The organism is Thiomicrospira pelophila DSM 1534, from assembly GCF_000711195.1.
GTDB lineage: Bacteria > Pseudomonadota > Gammaproteobacteria > Thiomicrospirales > Thiomicrospiraceae > Thiomicrospira > Thiomicrospira pelophila.
This window is the reverse complement of record NZ_JOMR01000001.1, coordinates 1,531,585-1,555,927: the sequence shown is the minus strand read 5'-3', so window position 1 is coordinate 1,555,927 and position 24,343 is coordinate 1,531,585. Positions and strand designations below refer to the sequence as shown.

Genomic DNA, 24,343 nt, shown 5'->3' with positions numbered 1-24,343 from the left:
CGGCTGGCGCCGGCTTCTAAATTAAGCATTTCGCTTATTTGCTTTGATACCAACCAGGAGTTAGATCTTGCGCTTCTTTAGTTTGTGCGATTTGTGCATCCGCTGAACGTACGGCTTCTTTAGCTAAACGAACAGATTCAAGGCGTGCTTTTTCAGCTTCCTCTAAATAATGCTCAACATAAGGCTTTTTCATTTTTTTCTGTTTCCAAACATTTTGGTTCTCTTCAGAGATGGCTTGTTTAGCCTTTGCTTCCTCAACTAACGCTGAGTAGTTATCGCTATGCTGATTGTGCGCGCAAGCACCTAGGGTTAGAGTGGCTAGAACCGTTGCACCAACTAGTAATTTTTTCATGTATTCCTCCAGATTAGATGAGCTTTTATTTTTTATTGTGTTAATCACAGTTTTAATTGTATAGGATGAACAAAAAAAGCTAAAGTACGAACAGACATTTTTTCTGTTTTTCGTATTTACGTATACGTTATTAAGTTTACCCCGTCGCTGTCAAACTTTATAATAGGGGAAATTTTTAAAATTTTGGGCCATTTTGTCGAATGAGACATCTTTTTTTTTGCTAGTGCATTGAAAAGTAAAAGGAAAATCTTTTTAATTTGGTTTTTACTAACTGGCAATAAAAAATCTAATCAGCCTATAAAGAATTGTGAGAGGTAGTTAAAGTGAGAATTTTGCAAGAAGCGTTGACGTTTGATGATGTGTTATTGGTGCCTGCACACTCCACGGTACTGCCTAAAGATGTTTCGCTAAAGACCAAGTTGACGCGGAATATTAGCTTAAATATTCCGTTTGTGTCATCAGCGATGGATACCGTTACCGAGGCGAGATTGGCGATTGCTTTAGCGCAAGAAGGTGGTATTGGCATTATTCATAAAAATATGACTATTGCTGAGCAAGCGGCAGAAGTTAATAAAGTAAAGAAATATGAGCATGGTGTGATTTTAGATCCGATTACGGTGCAGATTCAGGCCACGGTCGCTGATGTGGTGAAAATTACAGATGACAATAATATTTCTAGTGTACCTGTTATGGATGGCGATAAATTGGTGGGCTTGGTAACGGGACGTGATTTACGTTTTGTGACCGACCATAAAAAACCAATTAGCGCTGTCATGACCCCTAAAGAAAAATTAGTTACCGTTCCAGAAAAATTTGAGCGCACAGCCGTATTGGATTTATTGCATACCCATCGTATTGAACGTGTTTTGGTGGTTAATGATAATTTTGATTTGAAAGGTATGATTACCGTTACGGATATTTTAAAGTCAAGTGAACACCCTTTAGCCAGTAAAGATTCTAATGGTCGTTTACAAGTTGGTGCGGCAGTTGGGACCGGCGGTGAGACTGAGGAGCGTGTTGCAGCCTTGATTAAGGCCGGTGTAGACGCGATTGTGGTAGATACCGCTCATGGTCATTCACAGGGCGTGCTAGATCGGGTTTCTTGGATTAAGCAAATGTATCCTGAAGTTGATGTAATTGGTGGCAATATCGCAACTGCTGAAGCGGCGTTAGACCTAGTGAAAGCCGGAGCGGATGCCGTTAAGGTAGGCATTGGCCCGGGTTCTATTTGTACAACACGTATTGTAGCTGGTGTGGGGGTGCCGCAGATTTCAGCGATCTCAAATGTTGCGAAAGCTTTACAGGGTACCGGTGTGCCACTAATTGCCGATGGCGGTATTCGTTTCTCAGGTGATGTATCCAAAGCCTTGGTGGCAGGGGCTTCTTGTATTATGTTGGGCAGCATGTTTGCCGGTACTGAAGAATCACCGGGTGAGGTTGAGTACTTTCAAGGACGAGCTTACAAGGCTTATCGTGGTATGGGTTCTTTGGGTGCTATGTCTCAGAAACAAGGTTCAAGCGATCGCTATTTTCAGTCGTCTAATGCGGAAGATAAGCTTGTGCCAGAAGGTATTGAAGGGCGTGTTCCGTATAAAGGTTCGTTGTCCCCGATTATTCATCAGTTAATTGGTGGCGTTCGTTCGAGTATGGGGTATACCGGTTGCAAGGACATTTTGGAGATGAACACTAAACCATCCTTTGTACGAGTCACGAATGCGGGCATGATTGAGAGTCACGTGCATGATGTAATGATTACAAAAGAAGCCCCAAACTACCGTATATAGTTTAAAATTCGTTATCCTTTTTTTCATTAAGCGGAGCCTTGGCTCTGCTTTTATTTTTATATGGACACCCTATGACACAGCATTCAATTCACGATCATCGTATTTTAATTCTAGACTTTGGTTCACAGTATACCCAGTTAATTGCACGTCGAATTCGTGAAATTGGGGTCTATTGTGAAATCGAGCCTTGGGATGTTGACTTGGATGTGATTCAGGCGTTTGGTGCGAAAGGGATTATCTTGTCTGGAGGTCCAGAAACGGTGACGGGCGATGATGCACCGAAAGCACCAGGCCTGGTGTTTGATTTGGGTGTGCCGGTTTTGGGTATTTGTTATGGCATGCAAACCATGGCCGCTCAGTTAGGCGGCAAAGTGATCAACGCGGATGAGCATGAATATGGTTATGCCCAAGTTCGTGCGAGAGGTCATACTGATTTACTACGTGATATTGAGGATCATGTCACGCCGGAAGGTTACGGGTTATTGGATGTTTGGATGTCGCATGGTGATCGTGTTGATGTGATGCCATCTGGCTTTAAGTTGATGGCGAGCACCGAAAGTTGTCCAATTGCTGGGATGGCGGATGAATCTAAGCATTTCTATGGTATTCAGTTTCACCCAGAAGTCACGCATACAAAGCAAGGTTTGAGAGTTCTTGAGCGTTTTGTAACCCAAATTTGTGGCTGTGAGAAGCTTTGGACAACCGCTAATATTGTAGAAGATAGCATTGCACGTATTCGTGAACAAGTTGGTTCTGATGATGTGTTGCTAGGTCTGTCCGGTGGGGTTGATTCCTCCGTGGTGGCGGCCTTATTACATAAGGCGATTGGTGACCAGTTAACTTGCGTGTTTGTCGATCACGGCTTATTGCGTCACCAAGAAGGCGATCAAGTGATGGCTATGTTTGCGCAAAACATGGGGGTCAAAGTGATTCGTGTGAATGCCGAGAAACGTTTCATGGACAAGCTTGAAGGTGAAGCGGATCCAGAGAAAAAACGAAAAATCATCGGATACACGTTTATTGAAGTATTTGATGAGGAGTCGTCTAAATTAACCAATGTTAAGTGGTTAGCTCAGGGCACGATTTATCCAGACGTAATTGAATCAGCAGGTTCTAAAACCGGTAAAGCAAAAGTGATTAAATCACATCACAATGTGGGTGGTTTGCCTGAAGATATGGCGTTATCTTTACTTGAACCATTACGCGAATTGTTCAAAGATGAAGTTCGGAAAATAGGTGTCGAGTTAGGCTTACCGGTAGACATGGTTTATCGTCATCCGTTCCCAGGTCCAGGTTTAGGTGTGCGTATTCTAGGCGAAGTTAAAAAAGAGTATGCCGATATTCTGCGTTTGGCTGACCATATCTTTATCGAAGAGCTTCGCAAAGCGGATTTGTATGACAAAACTTCGCAAGCTTTTACCGTATTTTTGCCGGTTAAGTCGGTCGGTGTAGTCGGTGATGCGCGTCGTTACGATTATGTGGTTAGTTTGCGTGCTGTTGAAACGATTGACTTTATGACGGCTCGTTGGGCGCATTTGCCATATGATTTTCTAGAAAAAGTGTCTAACCGTATTATTAATGAAATTCCGCGAATTTCACGTGTGACTTACGATATATCAAGTAAGCCACCTGCGACGATTGAATGGGAATAGAGTGGCGTTCAAGCAAGACTTGGTTCCGTCACACTGTCCACCAGGCTTGGTGGCTGAAGAGCGAGATGCTTTTTGGATGCGCCATGCCATCGCTTTAGCTGAACAAGCTGAGGCCTTAGGTGAGGTGCCGGTAGGCGCGATTGTTGTAAAAGACGATGAGTTAATCGCCACCGGTTTTAATCGATCAATCACCTGTCACGATCCGAGCGCTCATGCTGAGATTGTTGCACTTAGAGAAGCGGGTGAAAAGCTTAATAATTATCGGCTACCAGATTGCGAATTATATGTAACTCTAGAGCCATGTGCCATGTGTGCCACAACGATGGTGCATGCGCGATTAAAGCGTCTGGTTTTTGGAGCGTCCGACCCTAAAACAGGTTCGGCTGGTTCGGTCTTAAATTTAGTCAATTACTCGGCTTTTAATCATCAAATTCCTATCAAATCCGGTGTATTGGCATCGGAGTGTTCAGCACTGTTATCTGGGTTTTTCAAAAAAAGACGCGAGCAACATCGGTTACTTAGACAAAATTTACCAATTCAGGATTCTTAAAGTCGACAAATTGGATTAATTGATTCAGAGTATTTAATTTGAATTTTATGATATTTGTTGTTGATCTGATGGCGAGTTGCTGGAATTTATCTTAGTCAAACGGTATTATGGCTATATTTAGTCTTCTAAGAAGTTATAAATTTTATGCAAAGAAGTATTGATCCAGCTGAGGGTATTCCTACCATCAAAATTTTGCCTGGCGAATATTATGTAACACGTCAAGAAGAACGAATTGAAACGGTTTTAGGCTCGTGTATTTCGGCATGTGTTCGCGATCCGGTGTCAGGTATCGGTGGTATGAATCATTTTATGTTGCCGGTGGATAAAAACAATGCGCGAGGTATTGAGCTTTCAGACGCTAACCGCTATGGTAACTATGCGATGGAAAATATGATTAATGCCTTGTTGAGTTCAGGTGCGATGCGTAACCGATTAGAGTTTAAAATTTTTGGTGGCGGTCGCATAATGAGTTCAATGACCAATATTGGTTGGTATAACATAGGGTTTGTGTTTGACTATATTTATACCGAAGGCTTTAAAGTAGTTTCACAAGATATTGGTGATGTGTATCCACGCAAAGTTATTTATTATCCGTTATCTGGACGGGTGCGAGTTCGGCGCTTGAATGCGATGCATAACCAATCGTTGGTTGATCAAGAGAGTCGATACTTTCAAAACATTGAACATAAACCGGTTGAAGGTGATGTTGAGTTGTTTTAATAAGCTACAATGTCTGCATAAATTGTAGTTTTAGCCGGCGTAATTGTTGGAGTCAGGTTTATGACATAACCTGGTTGAATGGTAATTGTTTTCTGAGGAAAAAATCATGGACATGATGGAAACGTTTCGACAAACATATTTAGAGGAAAGCTTTGAAGGCTTAGCAATCATGGAAACCGGTTTGCTCGAATTGCCACCAGGTCGTCCAGACTCAGAAAAAATCAATGAAATTTTTCGTGCAGCTCACTCTATAAAAGGGGGTAGCGGGACTTTTGGCTTTATTGAGATTGCCGGTTTTACGCATGTTTTGGAAACCTTGTTGGATGAAATGCGCGATTACAAGCGTGACGTTACGCAAGAGTCGATAGATGCCATGTTGGCCGCGGTTGATGTGTTACGTGATATGTTGACTAGATTGCAAAACCACGATCAAATTGACGAAGTTCGCGCGTCAGAAGTGCAGGCTAGGCTTGAGGCTATATTGGGTGGTTCAGCTTCAAATATTAATGTACCTGAAGCGGCTGCTACGGATGCTGCCGTAAAAAGTGAGGCGCCTAGTAGCTGGGTTATTCAGCTGAAACCAGAAAAAGGTTTATTGAAAACTGGTAATGAACCAATTCGTATTTTCCGCGAGCTTCAAACTTTGGGTAACCTTGAGGTAACCGCTCATACTAGTAATTTACCGGGTATCGAAAACTTCAATCCAGAAGAGTTACACATCTGTTGGACTTTGCTTTTATCGGGTATGGAAATTGAGTTAGAAGATATTAAAGAAGTGTTTGAATGGATTGATGGCGATGGTGCCGAAGTGATTATCGAGGCACCGATTACCTCTGAATCCTCACCTAGCTCACAGACGTCTCTATCAGAATCAGCTGTCACACAGCAATCTCAAGCTCCAGAAACGGCTGAAAAACTTCCAGAAGTGAGCCGAGCCGCATCTAAAGAACCAGCTAGTGTGCAAAAGAAAGGACCCGCTCCGCAGCAAGATGGTTCAATTCGCGTCAACCTTAGCAAAATAGATCAAATGGTTAACCTCGTTGGGGAACTGGTTATTACCCAATCTATGTTAAGTCAGTTTGGCGATCAAGCCGAACAAAACCCGGATAGTACCGAATGGATTGATAAGTTAAAAGAAGGCTTAACTCACCTTGAACGTCATACTCGTGAGCTACAAGAAAGCGTCATGAATATTCGTATGCTGCCAGTTAGTTTTGCATTTAACCGAATGCCTCGAATTGTGCACGACGTCAGTCAAAAACTTGGTAAGACGATTGAACTGGTTATGGAAGGTGAGTCGACAGAGCTGGATAAAACTATGCTTGAACAGTTAACGGATCCACTTGTTCATATTGTGCGAAACTCAATTGACCACGGTATTGAAGGTCCACAAGATCGTATTGCAGCTGGTAAACCTGAGAAAGGGGTGGTTAAGATGGCTGCTTTTCATCAGGGTGGCAATATCATGATTCAAATTACGGATGATGGTGCCGGTATTAATGTTGACAAGGTTCGTCAAAAAGCAATTGAAAAGGGTGTGATTGATCCGGATATCAACCTTAGTCACGATGAGATTGTGGATCTTATTTTCCATCCTGGTTTTTCAACGGCGGATGTTGTCAGTGATGTGTCGGGGCGTGGCGTTGGCATGGATGTCGTTCGTAGAAACATCCGTGGACTTGGTGGCACCGTTGAGGTTAAAACTAAGCGAGGCGAGGGGAGTGTGTTTACGATTCGATTGCCTCTAACACTTGCGATTTTGGATGGACAGTTGGCGTCTGTCGGTAGTCAAACCTATGTATTCCCATTGGTTTCTATTGTTGAATCTATTCAGGTAGATAAATCATTGGTGAAAGGTATCGCTGGTCAAGCCGAACTATACAAACTAAGAGATCAATATATCCCAGTCATACGTCTGCATAATCGCTTTGGTGTGAATGACGCCAAAAGTGACTTGTCAGAAGGCCTATTGGTCGTAGTAGAAGAGGGTGGTCGCCGAGCTGGTATTTTTGTAGATGACTTACTTGGGCAACAGCAGGTGGTCATTAAAAGCTTAGAAAGTAACTTTATGAAAATAGAAGGTATCGCAGGGGCAACAATTCTAGGTGATGGCAAAGTCGCTTTAATTCTAGATGTAGCTGGTGCGGTTTCAAATCATAAAACGGCCAATGCTGAAAAATTAGCGCAAATTGATGCGGCGGCTTAAAGGTAACCTATGACAGACTTAAATGAGCCAAATTATGTATTAGGCGCTAAAGAAGTCCAACAGACAATTCTGATACTTAACTTATCTATTGCTCAGATAGAGTTGTCGATCACCGAGGGTGACCACTCTGTTAATGCACTGATTGACTCGTTTCGCTTCATGTCTCAGCATATTGAAGAGATTCAATATGCTACAGCTGAAATTGGAACGGTTGAAACGGATAATGCCTTGTTTCACAAACAACACTCTTTATTGTTGAGTCAAACTTCAGATTTATCGCAAAAAATGCAGCAAGCGATCATCGCTTTTCAATTTTACGACAAGCTTAGTCAGCGTTTAGAACATGTTTCGCATGGTTTATCGAGTTTAGCTGAAATTGTATCGCATGAAATGCGAGTGCAAGATGAGCAGGAGTGGGAGAAGTTTAAGCTTTCAGTGCGAAAAGGCACGACGATGCGTGAAGAAGAGGAACTATTTGAACTGATTTTTGATCAAAAAATACCTTCCGCTCAAGCGATTGAAATTATGAAAGCTCGTATGTCTCAACGCATGCATGCCGAGCAAGAAAGTCAGGAAGAAGAGATTGAACTGTTCTAAGAGTTAAGTAACTGAATCAAAGTATTTAGATTAATCTGGAGCCCCTTTTTTGGGGCTTTTTTGCGTTTTAACTCTTGAAAAACTACGAATTAGGCCCTATGACAAGCGGGTTATTAAATACAGTAGTTATCAATAGGAGACATCAAAAAATGAGCACCAATAAAGAAACCCATGTGTTTCAGACAGAAGTTAAGCAGCTTCTGAAGTTAATGATTCATGCACTTTATAGCAATAAAGAAATTTTTTTAAGAGAGTTAATTTCAAATGCTTCGGATGCAATGGATAAATTGCGTTTTGAGACGGTTTCGAATGACGCATTAAGTGAAGGTGAATCTGAGTTAGCGATACAAGTTGAATTTGACGAACAGGCCAAGACCATTACATTGCGTGATAATGGAATCGGTATGACACGTGATGAAGTGATTGAAAACATCGGTACGATTGCCAACTCCGGCACGAAAAAGTTTTTGGAAAAACTAACGGGTGATCAAGCGAAAGATAGCCACTTAATTGGCCAATTTGGGGTTGGCTTTTATTCGGCTTTTATTGTGGCCGATAAAGTAACATTACATACCCGTAAAGCGGGTTCCTCGGTTGAAGAAGGTGTTCAGTGGGAGTCGAATGGCGAAGGTGAATTTACATTAGAAAACTTAGCTAAGCCAAAAAAAGGTACTGAGATTACTTTGCATTTAAAAGAGGGTATGGACGAATTTTTAAACGAATATCGTTTGAAGAACATCATTACAACTTATTCTGACCACATTAACTTCCCGATTCAAATGCGTAAAACCGTTGATACTGATGATTCGAAAGAGCAAGAAAGCTCAGCCGTTGAGTGGGAACAGGTTAACAAAGCGACCGCAATTTGGACGCAACCTAAGTCTGAATTAACCGATGACGACTATGCGAACTTCTACCAAACCTTATCGCATGACTTTGATAAGCCTTTAGCCGTTATGCATAACAAGGTAGAGGGTACCTTAGAGTATACATCTTTACTGTATTTACCTAAAAAAGCACCATTCGACTTGTACGATCGGGATCGTCGATACGGTTTAAAACTTTATGTTAAACGTGTCTTTATTATGGATGATGCAGAGCATCTGATGCCGGCTTATCTGCGCTTTGTGCGAGGAGTTATTGACTCGAACGACTTACCTTTAAATGTCTCACGTGAAATCTTACAAAGTAACCAGGTAGTCGATAAAATTCGCTCGGGCTCAGTCAAACGAGTTCTTGACCAGTTGACTAAGTTAGCCAAATCTGAAGATACTACTGAGTATGATGAATTCTGGGATGCCTTTGGACAAGTATTAAAAGAGGGGATTGTCGAAGACTATGCTAACCGCGAAAAACTGGCTAAATTATTAAGGTTCTCTTCGACACATGATTCGGCTAAACCTCAACGCACATCTCTGGATGATTATGTTGCAAGGATGCCTGAAACGCAGGAGGCGATTTATTACATTGTAGCCGATAACCATTCGGCCGCATTAGGTAGCCCTCATTTAGAAGTTTTTCGAAAGAAGGGTATTGAGGTCTTATTGCTGTCAGATCGTATTGATGAGTGGTTAGTGGCGCATTTAACTGAGTTTGATGGCAAGTCATTGAAGTCAATCACGCAGGGTGATATTAAGGAGCTGGTTGAAGAAGAGGAGCAATCCTTAACAGAGGACGAGAAAAAAGCGCGTAGTGACCTAACGGATAAGGTTAAAAATGCTCTGTCTGACTTGGTTTCAGACGTTAAGATGACGGTACGTTTAACCGATTCTCCAGCTTGCGTGGTTTCAGAAGAAGGTGGAGTGAGTAATCATATGGCACGTTTAATGGAGCAGATGGGTCAAGCACTGCCGAAAACAAAGCCCATTTTGGAGTTAAACCCTAACCATGTATTGGTTAAGCGTTTAGAAGCTATTGAAGATGATAAGCAATTAAAGGACTGGTCTATGTTTTTGCTTGAACAAGCGCAAGTGGCTGAAGGCGATCACTTAGAATCCCCATCTGAGTTTATCAAGCGGGTGAATGCCTTGTTGTCTGTAGGTTTATAGTTGACTGCTTAACTAACTGTTTTATATGGTTAAGTTGTTTTATGTCCCTATAAAAAAATTAGAAAGAAACTATATTAGAAAATCTTGATATTAGTAAACGCTTGTATTAATATAGAGGCTGTTGTTTTCAACAACTCCTCTTGAAGAGCTTTTATTGTCCGAATGGCATAAGCCCGAGCTTAAGAATTTAAGCTCGGGCTTTTTTTTTATTCAGCTGCGGTAGAGATGAAGTGAATTTCAAAGATTAACGTTTGATTTGGTCCAATTACATTGCCTGCTCCACGCATGCCGTAGGCTAAGTGAGCTGGGACAAAGATTTCCCATTTTGAACCTGGTTTCATTAGTTTTAATGCTTCCTGCCAACCTAGGATGACATTATCCATTTTAAATTCGATGGGGGCATTACGGTTGTAAGAACTATCGAACTCCGTACCATCCAGCAAGGTGCCTTTATAATGCGCAATGATTGTGTCATTTTCAGTAGGGTGCGCCCCTTTGCCTTCTTCAATTACACGGTACTGCAAACCTGAGTCCAAAGTTTTAATGTCTGATTTAACCTTGTTTTTGGCTAGAAAGGCCTCCCCCTCTTTTTTATTTTGATCGGCTAAGGCTTGTTGCTCAGCTTGTTGTTTAGCTTCAAGAGAGGCTCTGAAGGCATCAAGTGATTCCCCCATTTGTTCGCTGGTTAACTTTAGTTCATTATCTTTTAGAGAGTCTTCAAGGCCTAATAAAAAAGAGTCGACTTGAATATCTATGCCTTGATTTTGCAGGTTGTTGGCCAGGTCAACACCGATCGCATAACTGGCTTTTTGTTCGGTCGTTGAAAGTGGGGCGGCATGGGCATAACTGAAGGTGAAGGCAAGAGCTGATAGCGTAACTAGCTTGTTTGAAATCATAAGTTATCCTGACTGAATTTAAATGAATTTTGGATTAAAAAAATACATTATCACTTAAGCCAGGTTTAGGCAATCTTGAGTGCTTGGGTTTGCTTATTGTTTATACTCGTAAGGATTGCGATAGCTGTAGGGCTTGGGACCTTCATTGGCCGCCTCTTCTTTCACTTTCGCAAATTCATTAGTGAGTTTTTGTAAGTTAGTATAGATATCGCTCTGACGGTTCTGTAGTGAATCTAGTTGTTTTTTGATATTAGCTAGCTGGGAGCTTAGGGTGTTGTTTGTGTTTTTAACAACAGACGGCTCTGGTTTTTCGTTGGCCACATTCTGTTTAACTGAGCGTTCTAGCCTTTTATTGATTGAGTCAATTTGAGCCGACTGAGCTTGCAATAGATTTTCTATTTTAGCAAGTTGATTGTTTAAAGGTTCAAGATCAACCTTTTGACCGTCCATATTTGAGGTATTAGCCTTAGCGAGGTCTTTTAGGGAAGCTTTATACTCATTCAAGCTCTTAGCTATGCTTTTTTGAATTTCATCAAATTGTGCGGTGGCTGAGGTTTGGCTTTCATTTAAGGGGGTGTTCGTAATATCGGCCGGTTGATTGTTTACATCGATTGACCCTTCAGCCAGTTCTTCACCAGACGACTTTGAGGATTTGCTGTCAGTATTGCTTTCCCCGTTTCTTTGGTAGCTCAGTGCATTTTCAACAACCGAAGCCAACTCATCAATCTTCATGTTAACTTGGCGCTGGTTGAGTGATGATTCAGTCTGAATCATATCCATTAGTTGAGATTGAGATTCAGCTTGATTGTTTTTAGACATCAAAACTAACCAGCTCATTAAGCCAGCTGCGATTAAAGTTAAGATAATCGCACTGGTGAGCATTCCGACAAAAAAACCACGAGATGATTTTATTTCTAAGTTGGCATCCCGAATTGTTTGGCGCCAAGAAATGCCTGCATCGTGCATGCTGTCAATTTGCTGCTGCTGTTGTCCAGCTAACTTTAGGTTGACACTGGCCGACTCTTGGCTGCTGATGGCGGACTCTTGAGCCATTTTAGAAGCTTCCAGCATCAATACCGCTGTCTCCATGGCCGTTTCACCAGTATATTTATTTAGTGTGGCGTTGTTCTTAACAACTTGGTCAACTTGCTCATTGAGTTCTTCGGTAGAGTTCTCAAGGTCTTCTAAGTCATTAATTAGATCATCAGCAATATCTTTCATCAACCTATGCCTATTGCAGTTATTGTTGGCCTGTCATTATAAACAACAGGGTGAATTCTATTTCAGTTTAAGAGCGGCTAAACGTTCTTTTATTTGGCTGCTAGCTTGTTTTAAAGTTTGATTTCGTTCACGAATCGCCTGCAGTTGCTGAGCGAGTTCATCTGCCGATAAGTTTTTATCAAAGTTTTGTTCATTAAGCATGTAACCGGCATTTTTTACAGTTTCGAATGCTTTTTCTGCAGCACTAAAAGTTGCTTCAATAGCCGCTTGCGTTTTTTGAGCTGACTCTTGAGCTTGTCGTGCTGTAGCTAACGCAAGACTGGTTACTTCTTTTGATGTCTCTTTTAGTTCTTCGGCAATGGAATGAATATCTTGATCAATATGGATAGCATCTTCCATTGTATTGACAGACTGTGTAGAGATGTCAGCCGAGTCTTCGATGTCAGCCGAGTCTTCGATGTCAGCCGAGTCTTCGATGTCAGCCGAGTCTTCGATGTCAGCCGAGTCTTCGATGTCAGCCGAGTCTTCGATGTCAGCCGAGTCTTCGATGTCAGCCGAGTCTTCGATGTCAGCCGAGTCTTCGATGTCAGCCGAGTCTTCGATGTCAGCCGAGTCTTCGATGTCTGCTGAGTTTTCGATGTCTGCTGAGTCTTCGATGTCAGTTTCGTCTAAAAGTGATTCGCTAGTTTCTAGGTCAGATGATATGGGATCGGAATCTAGCTCAAGTGAGTCCTCGGGTGTGCTGACCTCAACTGAAGAGTTGTCATCCAGGTTTGAGAGATCGTTCAAAGCATCCAGTAAGTCATCTTCTTTGTTTGATGACTCGGATTCGCCCAGCATTTTTAGCATTTCTTGGTTTGCTAACTCGTCTTTTTCAACATCCGTCATTTTAAACCTCACTTAACATTCTGAGTCAGTATCACTTTGACCTACATGAATTATGAATCCATTTACAAGGACTTACAAATTATTCTAAATATAATCTCAGCATTTTATATGCCAGTTATATCATAGAAACTCTGGAGGACTTTTGATTTTCATTCTTTGATGCGTTTCAGGATGTGAAAACTCAAGCTCTCCAGCGTGTAGCATCAGTCTTGAATAATTTGCAACGCTGAGCGAATCGGCATAGAGATTATCGCCTAGAATAGGGTGGCCAAGTGACTTCATATGGAGTCTTAATTGGTGTGAGCGTCCTGTAATTGGACTGAGCTCGACAGAAAAATAATCGTCAAACTGGATAATTTTCTGCCAGAGTGTTTGAGCTGATCGTCCGTGGATAAAGTCGATCATTTGCTTAGGGCGTCTATCCCAGTCGCATCGCATAGGTAATTGAATGTAACCTTCGTCAGCAAGTAGCTTTCCTGCGCATAATGCATAGTATTTTTTATTCACTTGTCGGTCTTGAAATTGAATGCTGAGCGAACGATGTGCTTGTTTGTTTAGTGCCAGTAGCATAATGCCAGAGGTATCCATATCTAATCGATGAACAATTAGAGCGCTTGGGTGTGTTTGGTGTAAGTGGGTAAGCACGCACTCTTTATTTTGCTCACTTTTTCCAGGTACGGATAAGAGGCCGCTAGGCTTGTTTACAATAACAAGGTGCTCGTCAGCATAAAGTATCCAATCTGTTGGGGGCTGTGTTTTGTTCATGACTTAAGATATGTGTAAAATTAAAAGCCTATTTTAACGAAGGGGAGTTTAATGAAACAGAAAGTTTCGGTTTTATTCGTTTGTATGGGCAATATTTGCCGATCACCTACTGCGCATGCTGTGTTCAGAAAGTTAGTTCGAGATGAAGGACTGGAGGACTGGGTGGTGATTGACTCAGCGGGCACTCATGCTTATCACGTTGGCAATCCGCCAGATAGTCGCTCCATGCAAACAGCGGCCAATCGAGGGATTCAAATGGATGATTTGCGTGCTCGAAAGGTCGATTTTTCTGATTTAATTGAGTTTGATTATGTTTTAACAATGGATGCGGATAATCATCAGAACTTAATGCAGATGGCGCCTAGTGACTTACAGGCTAAGGTAAGGTTGTTTATGGAGTTTGCGCCCGGTTTTGGACAGGATTATGTGCCCGATCCATATTATGGTGGAGCTGATGGGTTTGAGGATGTTTTTGATATGGTAGAAGCGGCTTCAAGAGGTTTGTTAGATCATATAAAGCAGAACCAGTCGAATTCATAAACAGTAGAGACCTAAAAGGCTAAGCCTTTTAGGTTGAAACGTCTGTGATTAAGTTGATGAACTTGAATCGGATTCAGTTTTGTCACTTGTGCCTAGGTTTGCAACACTAATGTTTTCAGCATCTCTAGGTGCGCGTCTGCGGTTTAGTGAACTGCGACTGTTGTATCGACTGCGACGACGCGGGCCTTTCTTGTTGGCATCATCGTTGGTTTGCTGGTCATTCACATTGGTTGATTTTTGATCAACGGCCGACTCGTGAGAAGTATTACTTGGTTTTGTATTTTCTGCATGATTTGGCTTTTGTGGAGTTGACTTGTTAGCCTGCTCATCACGAGAAGATTCTCTTGCACCGTCATTAGACTGGTTGCGCTTTGAGTTATCGTTTCTACTGCGATTTCTTGAGCGTTCTGTCTGCTGATTTGATTTGGTATCTCTTGTTGACTCTACATTGCCCGTGGTCGTGTCATTTTCGTTGTTACGTTTGCGACCATTTCCTCGGCGACGATTGTTGTTCTTACGCGCATTTTGAGAGCGATTTGAAGTTCTTTCAGTTGGCTTGGTTTTTTTGGGGGCCGCAGGTTTTGGTTGTTTAAATAACCAATTCCATAGTTTGGCTAGCAGGCCTGGTTGCGATGGTTTCTCGCCGACTTGAGCGGGTGGAGGCGCAGAAGGTTGTATGTTTTTAATCGCAGGCTCTTCTTTTTGAGAGAGCGGTTTTTCCACGCTAGGTATTTCTTGAGTGATAATAGATTTTGCTTCATAGCTGCTGCTATGAGTGGGCTCTTCACCATTGCGAGTGCGCTCAATCAGGTAGTGTGGGGTTTCTAAATGTTCATTTGGAACAATCAAAATGTGTAAATCATAGCGATCTTCGGTTTTGATGATTTGGCTGCGCTTTTCATTTAGCAAAAAGGTTGCGACATCAACGGGTAATTGAACCGTGACACGACGAGTTCCTTCTTTCATGGCTTCTTCTTCTAGCAACCTCAAGATAGAAAGCGCAAGCGACTCTACACCTCGAATAACGCCAACACCATTACATCTAGGGCAGACGATTTGGCTCGATTCTTCAATAGAAGGGCGTAAGCGTTGACGTGACATTTCAAGCAGGCCAAAACGCGAAATTTTGCCAATTTGTACACGAGCACGGTCATTCACGACGGCATCACGCATTTGGTTCTCAACTTCACGTTGGTGGCGCGATGAATGCATGTCAATAAAGTCAATCACCACTAATCCGCCCAAGTCTCTTAGACGTAGTTGACGAGCAATTTCGCAAGCCGCTTCCATGTTGGTATGGAAAGCCGTTTCCTCAATGTCGCCGCCTTTGGTTGAGCGACTAGAGTTGATGTCAATCGAGGTCAAAGCTTCGGTCATGTCAATTACGATCACGCCGCCAGATGGCAAAATGACTTCTCGCTGGTAAGCCGATTCTATTTGCGATTCTATTTGGAAGCGTGTGAAGAGCGGAATTTTATCCTGATAAGGTTTCACTTTTTGCACGTGCTGGGGCATAACTTGTTGGATGAAGTCGCGAGCGCGGTGAAAAGTGTCCATGTCGTCAATTAGAATTTCACCAATGTCTTGGCGTAAATAATCGCGTATAGCTAAGGTGACAATGTCAGATTCTTGATGAATTAAGAAGGGGGCTGATTTTTCATTAGCCGCTTGTTTAATTGCATCCCAAAGCTGGATTAAATAGTTAATCCCCCATTGAAGCTCTTCTGGGCTTTTGCCTACACCAGCCGTGCGGACAATTAAGCCCATGCCATCAGGGATGTCGATGTCTTTTAAAGTGTCACGCAAGTCAGAACGTTCATCCCCTTCAATTCTGCGAGAAATCCCACCTGATTTTGGGTTGTTCGGCATCATGACGACATAAGGCCCGGCCAAAGTGATTTGAGTGGTTAGAGCTGCACCTTTATTGCCACGTTCTTCTTTTTGAACTTGGATAATCAGCTCTTGGCCTTCTTTTAGGACTTGCTGAATCGACAAGTTGTTGTCGTTGGTATTGTTTGGGTAGTATTCTTCAGCGACTTCTTTGAAAGGAAGGAAGCCGTGACGATCTGCGCCGTAGTCAACAAATGCCGCTTCTAGGCTAGGTTCGATGCGTGTGATAACGCCTTTGTAAATGTTGGCCTTTTTCTTCTTTTGGTGCGGGGTTTCGATGTCTAAGTCGTATAGGGTTTGTCCGTCAACCAGGGCTACGCGTAACTCTTCAGCTTGCGTGGCATTTATAAGCATTCTTTTCATGCTGTTCTCTTTGTCAATGTTAGGGCTTGGGGCTGACGTAGAAGTTGAGATCTAATAGCAGAGGGATGCAGGGGTGAAGGTTAGACTTCTTGAGGAATAAGGTTCTAATGGTTCTCGTCCGGCTAACAACAAAAGTTAACATGAAAATAGGTTCATGATTTGGTTCGAGCGCTGTTAGAGCGTTATTCATCGTTTTTGTCGAGCTTAGCGTTTTGTGCTGCGCTAAGCTCTTAGTCTAAACAAGTATGTTTCACCTTGTTTGCATGTCTTGTTACATATCGTGCTGATAAAGCTGAAGCGTCTTACGTCCATTTGTGTGGGCGGCGCGTTCATATCTTTATGAGCATCAATAGGCGAGTGCGCTTAGGCGGCCTGATATGCTTAGTACTCAATAATGTCTTCTAGATCAACCGCTTGCCGGATGGATAAAAAACTGTTTTGTTTAAATCATCGCGTTTGTGCTTCGCGGAATTTCTGCTTGCCTATGTTATTTACACTAGGCTTGCGCAATATAGCACCCCTTGGGGTCAGGTGCAATGCTTAATACGTGTGTTGGCCATTGTTATGGTTATTAAAGTTAAAAGGCGCGCGAGTTTTTCGGAAAAATGAGCGGCTTTCGGCTAAAATTGCGAGTCATTTTAATTTTTTGGTGGGCGTTATGTCGGGTGTGAGATGGGTTGAAGTGACCGAGGATGAAGCCGGGCAGCGGTTGGATAACTTTTTGCTGAAGCATTTACGAAAAGTGCCTAAGATGCTGATTTACCGCATTATTCGAAAGGGTGAGGTGCGAGTAAATAAAGGGCGATCTCAACCCAATGTGCGTGTCCAGACGGGTGATGTGGTGCGAATTCCTCCGGTTGTAACAGCGGAAGCAGGACAAACTGTCAAGCCACCACGCACGCAGCAGGACAAGATTGCGCAACATATTTTGTATGAGGATTCTGACTTAATTGTTGTAAATAAGCCTTCTGGTATTGCAGTGCATGGCGGAAGTGGCGTTAGCTGGGGATTGATTGAGTTGATCCGTAACTTGCGCCCAGAGGCGCGCCGGATTGAGCTGGTACATCGTTTAGATCGAGATACGTCAGGGGCGATTATCCTGGCTAAAAAAACCTCCATACTAAGAGACCTGCATCGCCAAATTCGAGAAGACCAGGTAGAAAAATATTATCTAGCTTTGGTTGCTGGAGCTTGGCCAAAAGATAAATATAAGGTAGATTTGCCTTTGCTGAAAAATACCTTACGCTCAGGTGAGCGCATGGTTGAAGTTTCGCCGGAAGGTAAGCCTAGTGTGAGTTTCTTTAAAGTGCTAAATCAGTTTAGTGATGCCGCCTTGGTTGAAGTTAAGTTGATTACGGGGCGAACCCATCAGATTCGTGTTCATGCTCAAGCTGTTGGGTGTCCGATTATTGGTGATGATAAATACGGATCAGAAGTCGCTAACGCCAGCTTTAAGAAACTAGGTATGGCGCGCTTGGCTTTGCATGCGCAAAAGCTTGGGTTTACGCACCCAGCAACGGGGGAAAAGTTATTTATAGAGGCTCCCTTGTTTGTCGATTTTAAAAACATAATAAAGACACTTGAGGCTAGATAATGTCCAAAGCACGCCGTTTTGATTTAGTTATTTTTGACTGGGATGGCACTTTGATGAATTCGGAAGCGCGGATTGTTGATGCAATCCAGTCGGCCGCTCAAATTTGTGGTTTACCCGTTTTACCTCGTCACGATTCAAAACAAATAATAGGTTTGAGTCTTGATAATGCCATTCATCAGCTTTATCCAGGGGTTGAGTCAGGCCTGGTGGTCGAAGTGGCAAAAGCTTATACGCAGCATTTTTTGCATGATTCAGTGGTGGACATGCAGCCTTATGAAGGGGCGCAGGAGTTGTTATCCGAGTTACATGGGCGGGGAGTTAAGCTAGCGGTCGCGACAGGTAAAAGCCGAACAGGATTGGATGCGGTATTGGCTTTGACCGGTTTTGAGCCTTACTTTCACATTACACGTACCCCAGTTGAGTCGGCTTCAAAGCCTGATCCGTTAATGCTTAAGCAGATTTTGGAGTTTAGCAATATGGATGTTTCTCAAGCGGTTATGGTGGGTGATACCAGTTTTGATATGCAGATGGCGCAGGCCATTCATATGCCTCGAGTGGCGATGAGTCATGGCGTGCATACTTTAGAACAAATGGCGAGCTTTGAGCCTATGTCGAGTTTTGAGGATTTAGGCGCTCTAGGTCGCTGGTTACTAAGTTAGCGGCTTGGATCTAATGGTAGGCTGAGGCCAGCTTGAGATAGCAGGTTAACCAGCTCAATCAGTGGTAAGCCAATCAATGCATTAGGGTCTTGGTTTTCGATTTTGCTAAAAAGCGTGATACCTAAGCCTTCAGATTTAAAGCTGCCGGCGCAATCATAAGGTTGCTCTGTCAGTAGGTAGTTGCGAATTTGCTGGTCGCTCAGTTCGCGAAAGTGAACCTTGGTGATATCGAGAGCACTCAAGTAAGTTTGATCGTGCGGGTTATAAACCACCAGGCCTGTATAAAAGCAAATGACTTGGCCTTGCTGAGCTTTAAGTTGCTCAAAGGCTTTTTCAAAACTACCTGGTTTGCCCAGGGCTTGATCATTTAAACTGGCGCTTTGGTCGGATGCGATAATGATTTTACTAGGGTGTTGCTGGACGAGAGCTTGCGCTTTTTTTAGGGAAAGTCGTTCAACCATCTCGCGCACAGTTTCGTGTTCATGCGCAGTTTCGTCTATGTCAGGCGATTCACAGTTAAAAGTTAAGCCGAGTTTTTCAAGTAGTTGGCGGCGATAAGGTGAGCTAGAAGCCAGTAAGATTTGAGGTGAATCAAGCGTCATTTTGTTCCTTTAATTTAATAAAAGGTTTTATGCGTAAAAATAGTGCGGTAAGTCTGTGAAAGTTTTGACAGAAACACTTTCTGAGAGTATCATTCCCCGCCATGTTTGAGAAACTTCCCGATTTGATCGATCCCGTTCACTGTGCTGAACATAATATGCGCTTTCAGGCTCGTGTCAACCAGTCTGCGATGAAGCGTTTGCTCGATCAAGTTAGGCAGTCGAATGGTGAGGTTGAAGTTGATATTGTTTTCAGTCGTCATCCTCAATTAAAGACACCTCAGTTCGAGTTGTCGGTGAAAACCGATCTCGTTCTTGAATGTCAGCGAACGCTCGAAGCGTTTGTTTATCCGGTTGATAGACAAACTCAAGGCGTGTACGTTTCGGTCATGTCGATGGCGGAAGACCTTGATGAAGATATCGAGGTTTATGAAATGCCAGAAGGCAAAGTATCGTTGTTAGAATTGGTTGAAGACGAAGTTCTATTAGCGATACCGATGGTGCCTCGACAAGAAGGCGAGATGCTGAGTTGGCAAGATGAGGCGTTCGAAGAAGTAGAGTTATCGCCCGCTGACGATAACCCATTTGCCAAGTTACAAGATTTGAAAAAATAAGGCTCGATCCGCTTTAGCGTTTCATAAGAGTAGAAGTTTTATATTTTGCGTGTTTATTAGGAGAACTTAAATGGCCGTTCAACAAAACAAAAAAAACCCCTTCAAAGCGCGGTATGCGCCGTTCACATGATGCATTAACTGCGGCTTCTTTGACCGTTGATGCTACAACGGGTGAAGTGCATCGTCGTCATCATGTCACTGCTGATGGTTACTACAAAGGTAAGAAAGTAATTCAAGATAAGGAATAATTAGTCTTGAAAATTACACTGTCTATAGATGCAATGGGCGGTGACCATGGTGTAAAGGTCACTGTTCCTGCGGTGATCGAAGCGCTAAAAAAGTTTAAAGATCTGCATATTATTTTAGTGGGCGATGAGACGTTAATTCGTGAACAGCTCACGCTTGCTAATTTCACCTCAGAAAACTTGTCTATTCAACATGCTGAACAAGTGGTTGATATGGATGACTTGCCTTCATTCGCTCTGCGTAATAAAAAACAATCGTCAATGCGTATTGCTTTGAACTTGGTGAAAGATGACCAGGCGCAAGCCTGTGTGAGCGCGGGTAATACTGGAGCGTTAATGGCCACGGCTAAGTTTGTTTTAAAAACTTTACCTGGAATTTATCGCCCTGCGATTTGCACATCTATGCCGACGATCAATGGTCACGTTCATATGCTGGATTTGGGTGCGAATGTGGGCGCGGATGGTGAAAGTCTGGCTCAGTTTGCCATCATGGGTTCGGTTTTAGCGCGCGCAATTGATAATAATCCTAATCCCAGTGTTGGTTTGTTGAACATTGGTGAAGAGGAGATGAAGGGGCATGACCGTATTAAATTGGCGCAGCAGATTCTGCGCCAAACCTCTATTAACTATGCTGGTTATGTAGAGGGAGATGATATTTTCAAAGGTACGGTCGACGTGGTCGCTTGCGACGGTTTTGATGGCAATATTGCCTTAAAAGCTTCGGAAGGTGTAGCTAAGATGATTTCGTTCTATCTTAAACAAGCCTTTAATCGTAACTGGTTAACCAAAATAGTGGGCTTGTTGAGTCTGCCTGTGCTGAAGAGCTTTAAGCAAAAAGTTGACCCGCGTCGCTATAATGGTGCTTCATTTTTAGGTTTGCGTAAGATCGTTATCAAGAGTCACGGTGGAGCTGATAGCTTCTCATTCTTTCACGCGATTGCTGAAGCCCGTTTAGAAGTAATGAATAACGTACCAGAGCGTATCCAAGCCGAAGTTTCGAAGCTATTGGAACAGCAAGCACTGAGTCAGCCAACCCAAGTGGTAAGTGAATGAGTTCAAAAATCTATAGTAAAATTATTGGTACAGGCCGCTATTTGCCTGAAAAAGTGCTGACGAATAAAGATCTCGAAACCATGGTAGATACCAGTGATGAGTGGATTCGTGAAAGAACCGGTATTGAGCAACGTCATATTGCTGCTGACAATCAAACGACGTGTGATTTAGCCGAGCAAGCCTCGCTAAAAGCCATTGAAATGGCTGGAATCAATGCGCAGTCGATTGATATGATTATTGTTGCTACCACCACGCCAGATAAAATTTTCCCGAGTACTGCTTGTCTATTACAGCAGCGCCTTGATATTCATGGCTGTCCGGCGTTTGATGTGCAAGCGGTTTGCACTGGTTTTGTTTACGCAATCAGTGTGGCGGATCAGTTTATTAAAACCGGTATGGCAAAACGTGTATTGGTAGTGGGAGCGGAAACCTTGTCTCGCATTACGAATTGGTCAGATCGTACGACTTGTATTTTGTTTGGTGACGGTGCGGGTGCCGTGGTGCTTGAAGCGTCAAGTGAACCGGGCATTTTATCGACTCATATTCATGCTGATGGTCAATACGAAACATTATTGCACGTACCATCAGGCCCATCTAAATTACCACAAACTGACGATGTCGCTGAACGCACTATGTCGATGAAAGGTAATGAGGTGTTTAAGGTTGCGGTGAATACATTAAGTCGTATTGCCAACGAAACCCTAGAAGCAAATGGCTTAACCAAAGATCAAATTGATTGGTTGGTGCCTCATCAAGCTAACTTACGCATCATCAGTGCGACGGGTAAAAAACTGGGACTGAAAGAAAGTCAGGTGGTTGTGACGGTTAATAAACATGCAAACACATCCAGTGCATCCGTACCTATGGCACTGGATGAAGCCATTCGTGATGGTCGTATCCAGCGTGGGCAGCTTATTCTAATGGAAGCGTTTGGTGGGGGCTTTACCTGGGGATCGGCTTTAATCCGTTATTAAATTTGTTTTAACCTGGCTAAAGCCAACTAGAATATTTGTTTAAAGGTTTATTATGAAATACGCGTTTGTTTTTCCTGGTCAAGGGTCACAATCTATCGGTATGCTTAGTGACTTAGCTGCCAATCACCCCGTCGTTACAGAAGTATTTAATGAAGCTTCCGCTGTTCTGGGCTATGATTTGTGGGATGTGGTTCAAAATGGTCCAGAGGCTCGCTTAAACCAAACAGATGTTACTCAGCCAGCTATGTTGGCTTCTGGCATTGCCGTTTTTCGAGCGATGCAGGCACAAAAACCAGATTTACAGCCTAGCTTTATGGCTGGTCACTCGTTAGGTGAATATACGGCGTTAGTGGCGGCTGGTGTCATGAGTCTAGCGCAAGGTATTGAGTTGGTGGCAGCACGCGGTCAATTAATGCAGTCGGCTGTGCCCGCTGGTAAAGGCGCGATGGCCGCTGTATTAGGTCTGGAGGATCAGCAGGTCGTTGAATTGTGTGCTGATTCAGCGCAAGGTGGTGTCGTAGAAGCTGTAAATTTCAATTCACCAGGCCAGGTTGTCATTGCAGGTGAGGTCGCAGCGGTTGAACGCGCTATGCAGCGTGCCGAAGAGCTAGGTGCTAAAAAAGTCGTCGCCTTGCCGGTTAGCGTACCATCGCATTGTGCTTTGATGAAACCTGCGGCAGAGGCATTAAAATCAAAACTAGATAATATGACATTTGAATCACCAAACGTCTCGGTGCTACATAATGTAGATGTTGAGTGTCATGCGGATCAGGCGCAAATAAAATCAGCTTTAGTTGAGCAGTTATACTGCCCAGTTCAATGGGTTAAAACCGTTGAGAAAATGAAAGCTGAAGGTGTTGAAAAATTATATGAACTGGGCCCAGGTAAAGTGTTGGCCGGTTTAAATCGTCGTATTGACCGTCGCATGGCGGTTGAAACTATTTTCGATTCTGCTACATTAGCCCAAGCAATAGAAGGATTGTAGGAGCCATTATGTTAACTGGAAATATTGCCCTGGTTACAGGCGCGAGTCGCGGGATTGGCAAAGCCATTACCCTGGATTTACTAGCCCAAGGAGCAACCGTGATTGGTACCGCAACCTCGGAATCAGGCGCTCAAGCGATTACGGATTACATCAAGCAGTCCGGCGGTAAAGGTCAAGGTTTAGCACTGAATGTAACCGATGCGGATCAAATTGCCTCAATTATGGATCAGATCACCAAAGAGTTTGGTACACCTACAATTTTGGTCAATAATGCAGGCATTACTCGTGATAACTTGCTCATGCGCATGAAAGATGATGAGTGGGACGATATTATTCAAACAAATTTAAGCTCTGTGTACCGTATGAGTAAAGCCTGTTTGCGTGGCATGATGAAAGCCAAACAAGGTCGTATTATTAATATTGCATCGGTGGTTGGCGTGATGGGAAATGCCGGTCAAACTAACTATGCGGCGGCTAAAGCTGGGATTATCGGCTTTGGCAAGTCTTTAGCACGTGAGGTTGGCTCACGCGGCATTACTGTTAATACGGTTGCACCAGGGTTTATTGATACTGACATGACGCGTTCGCTACCCGAAGAACAGAGAAAAGCGCTAACTGAACAAATTCCTTTGAGCCGTTTGGGCTCGCCGGAAGATATCGCGAAAGCGGTCACTTTCTTAGCGTCAGAAGGCGGAGCTTACATTACTGGGCAGACGATTAATGTCAACGGTGGTATGGTCATGGTGTGACCGAATATCAAAAAATTCGATTTTTTAGGCTTTTATTTCATTAAAAAGCTTGAAAATTTAGTTCCCTGAGTACAAAATACATTAAATTTTTTTCATCATTAAAGTAAGAGTTGGAGATTATCCATGAGCAGTATTGAAGATCGCGTTAAAAAAATCGTAGTTGAGCAGCTAGGTGTAGAGGAAGCGCAAGTTACACCTGACGCTTCTTTCGTTGATGATTTGGGCGCGGACTCACTAGACACCGTTGAATTAGTTATGGCTTTGGAAGAAGAGTTTGATTGCGAAATTCCTGACGAAGAAGCAGAGAAAATCTCTACGCTAGCGCAAGCCGTTTCTTACATCAACGCTAACATGGAATAATTTTCCACGTTACGTGATCAAAAAAAGCCGTGTAAACGG

24 protein-coding genes are annotated in these 24,343 nt (G+C 43.1%); 17 read left to right on the top strand and 7 right to left on the bottom strand.

From position 1 onward, the window contains the following. Positions 1-34 precede the first annotated feature (34 nt). Positions 35-352: a hypothetical protein gene (locus tag N746_RS0107460; protein ID WP_029935365.1), complete on the bottom strand. Its 318-nt coding sequence runs from the start codon at positions 350-352 to the stop codon at positions 35-37. A 323-nt stretch (positions 353-675) separates the two neighbouring features. Here N746_RS0107460 and guaB point away from each other — a divergent pair, with 323 nt between their 5' ends. From guaB to htpG, 7 genes are all read left to right on the top strand, one after another. Beyond that, complete coding sequence (guaB, locus tag N746_RS0107455; RefSeq protein ID WP_029935364.1) at positions 676-2,136, top strand: IMP dehydrogenase; 1,461 nt, start codon at positions 676-678, stop codon at positions 2,134-2,136. A 71-nt stretch (positions 2,137-2,207) separates the two neighbouring features. Further along, entirely contained in the window at positions 2,208-3,788 is a 1,581-nt protein-coding gene (guaA, locus tag N746_RS0107450; RefSeq protein ID WP_029935361.1) for a glutamine-hydrolyzing GMP synthase, read from the top strand. 1 nt (position 3,789) lies between these two features. After that, entirely contained in the window at positions 3,790-4,338 is a 549-nt protein-coding gene (gene tadA, locus N746_RS0107445) for a tRNA adenosine(34) deaminase TadA (protein ID WP_245603346.1), read from the top strand. A gap of 144 nt (positions 4,339-4,482) precedes the next feature. After that, positions 4,483-5,058 (top strand): chemoreceptor glutamine deamidase CheD, encoded by a 576-nt coding sequence (gene cheD / locus N746_RS0107440; protein ID WP_029935357.1) that lies wholly within the window; start codon positions 4,483-4,485, stop codon positions 5,056-5,058. Positions 5,059-5,164: 106 nt separating this feature from the next. After that, positions 5,165-7,264, top strand: a complete 2,100-nt coding sequence (locus N746_RS0107435) for a chemotaxis protein CheA (protein WP_029935355.1) — start codon at positions 5,165-5,167, stop codon at positions 7,262-7,264. Between the two features lie 9 nt (positions 7,265-7,273). Next, on the top strand, positions 7,274-7,861 hold the full coding sequence (locus N746_RS0107430; protein WP_029935353.1) for a hypothetical protein: 588 nt from the start codon (positions 7,274-7,276) through the stop codon (positions 7,859-7,861). A gap of 149 nt (positions 7,862-8,010) precedes the next feature. Continuing rightward, a complete protein-coding gene (gene htpG / locus N746_RS0107425) occupies positions 8,011-9,909 on the top strand; it encodes a molecular chaperone HtpG (RefSeq protein ID WP_029935352.1) in 1,899 nt (632 codons plus the stop codon). Between the two features lie 206 nt (positions 9,910-10,115). On the opposite strand, the gene N746_RS0107420 is transcribed toward htpG, so the two are convergent. From N746_RS0107420 to N746_RS0107405, 4 genes are all read right to left on the bottom strand, one after another. Then, positions 10,116-10,805 carry an FKBP-type peptidyl-prolyl cis-trans isomerase gene (locus N746_RS0107420; protein ID WP_029935350.1) on the bottom strand — a complete coding sequence of 230 codons (690 nt, stop codon included), beginning with the start codon at positions 10,803-10,805 and terminating at the stop codon, positions 10,116-10,118. Between the two features lie 93 nt (positions 10,806-10,898). Next, positions 10,899-12,026, bottom strand: coding sequence for a hypothetical protein (locus N746_RS0107415; protein WP_029935348.1), 1,128 nt, complete (start codon positions 12,024-12,026; stop codon positions 10,899-10,901). A 57-nt stretch (positions 12,027-12,083) separates the two neighbouring features. Next, positions 12,084-12,914, bottom strand: a complete 831-nt coding sequence (locus tag N746_RS10925; RefSeq protein ID WP_029935346.1) for a hypothetical protein — start codon at positions 12,912-12,914, stop codon at positions 12,084-12,086. A 120-nt stretch (positions 12,915-13,034) separates the two neighbouring features. Next, complete coding sequence (locus N746_RS0107405; protein ID WP_029935344.1) at positions 13,035-13,679, bottom strand: RluA family pseudouridine synthase; 645 nt, start codon at positions 13,677-13,679, stop codon at positions 13,035-13,037. A 51-nt stretch (positions 13,680-13,730) separates the two neighbouring features. Between N746_RS0107405 and N746_RS0107400 the strand changes: the two genes are divergently transcribed. Continuing rightward, positions 13,731-14,219, top strand: a complete 489-nt coding sequence (locus tag N746_RS0107400) for a low molecular weight protein-tyrosine-phosphatase (RefSeq protein WP_029935342.1) — start codon at positions 13,731-13,733, stop codon at positions 14,217-14,219. 48 nt (positions 14,220-14,267) lie between these two features. Here the strand turns inward: N746_RS0107400 and N746_RS0107395 are convergent, their stop codons facing one another. After that, entirely contained in the window at positions 14,268-16,472 is a 2,205-nt protein-coding gene (locus N746_RS0107395; protein WP_081836001.1) for an Rne/Rng family ribonuclease, read from the bottom strand. 658 nt (positions 16,473-17,130) lie between these two features. Here N746_RS0107395 and rluC point away from each other — a divergent pair. Further along, positions 17,131-18,066: a 23S rRNA pseudouridine(955/2504/2580) synthase RluC gene (gene rluC, locus N746_RS0107390; RefSeq protein WP_038126106.1), complete on the top strand. Its 936-nt coding sequence runs from the start codon at positions 17,131-17,133 to the stop codon at positions 18,064-18,066. Then, the gene (locus tag N746_RS0107385; RefSeq protein WP_029935338.1) at positions 18,066-18,725 is read left to right on the top strand and encodes an HAD-IA family hydrolase; all 660 of its coding nucleotides are present in this window, start codon (positions 18,066-18,068) and stop codon (positions 18,723-18,725) included. The genes rluC and N746_RS0107385 overlap by 1 nt, the downstream gene beginning before the upstream one ends. Here N746_RS0107385 and N746_RS0107380 read toward each other — a convergent pair. Then, positions 18,722-19,327: a Maf family protein gene (locus tag N746_RS0107380; RefSeq protein ID WP_029935336.1), complete on the bottom strand. Its 606-nt coding sequence runs from the start codon at positions 19,325-19,327 to the stop codon at positions 18,722-18,724. The two genes, N746_RS0107385 and N746_RS0107380, sit on opposite strands and share 4 nt — an antisense overlap. Positions 19,328-19,428: 101 nt before the next feature. On the opposite strand from N746_RS0107380, the gene N746_RS0107375 reads away from it, so the two are divergent. The 7 genes from N746_RS0107375 (at position 19,429) to acpP (ending at position 24,304) form a co-directional block, all read left to right on the top strand. Beyond that, positions 19,429-19,938: a YceD family protein gene (locus N746_RS0107375; RefSeq protein ID WP_029935334.1), complete on the top strand. Its 510-nt coding sequence runs from the start codon at positions 19,429-19,431 to the stop codon at positions 19,936-19,938. 113 nt (positions 19,939-20,051) lie between these two features. Beyond that, entirely contained in the window at positions 20,052-20,186 is a 135-nt protein-coding gene (rpmF, locus tag N746_RS10440) for a 50S ribosomal protein L32 (protein ID WP_156018294.1), read from the top strand. Between the two features lie 6 nt (positions 20,187-20,192). Beyond that, positions 20,193-21,236 (top strand): phosphate acyltransferase PlsX, encoded by a 1,044-nt coding sequence (gene plsX, locus N746_RS0107365; protein ID WP_029935332.1) that lies wholly within the window; start codon positions 20,193-20,195, stop codon positions 21,234-21,236. Further along, positions 21,233-22,210 (top strand): beta-ketoacyl-ACP synthase III, encoded by a 978-nt coding sequence (locus tag N746_RS0107360; RefSeq protein ID WP_029935330.1) that lies wholly within the window; start codon positions 21,233-21,235, stop codon positions 22,208-22,210. Before plsX ends, N746_RS0107360 begins: the two co-directional genes overlap by 4 nt. A 52-nt stretch (positions 22,211-22,262) precedes the next feature. Next, on the top strand, positions 22,263-23,195 hold the full coding sequence (fabD, locus tag N746_RS0107355; protein WP_029935329.1) for an ACP S-malonyltransferase: 933 nt from the start codon (positions 22,263-22,265) through the stop codon (positions 23,193-23,195). Between the two features lie 8 nt (positions 23,196-23,203). Beyond that, positions 23,204-23,944 carry a 3-oxoacyl-ACP reductase FabG gene (gene fabG, locus N746_RS0107350; RefSeq protein ID WP_029935327.1) on the top strand — a complete coding sequence of 247 codons (741 nt, stop codon included), beginning with the start codon at positions 23,204-23,206 and terminating at the stop codon, positions 23,942-23,944. Positions 23,945-24,067: 123 nt separating this feature from the next. Beyond that, positions 24,068-24,304 carry an acyl carrier protein gene (acpP, locus tag N746_RS0107345; RefSeq protein ID WP_029935325.1) on the top strand — a complete coding sequence of 79 codons (237 nt, stop codon included), beginning with the start codon at positions 24,068-24,070 and terminating at the stop codon, positions 24,302-24,304. Positions 24,305-24,343: the final 39 nt, after the last annotated feature.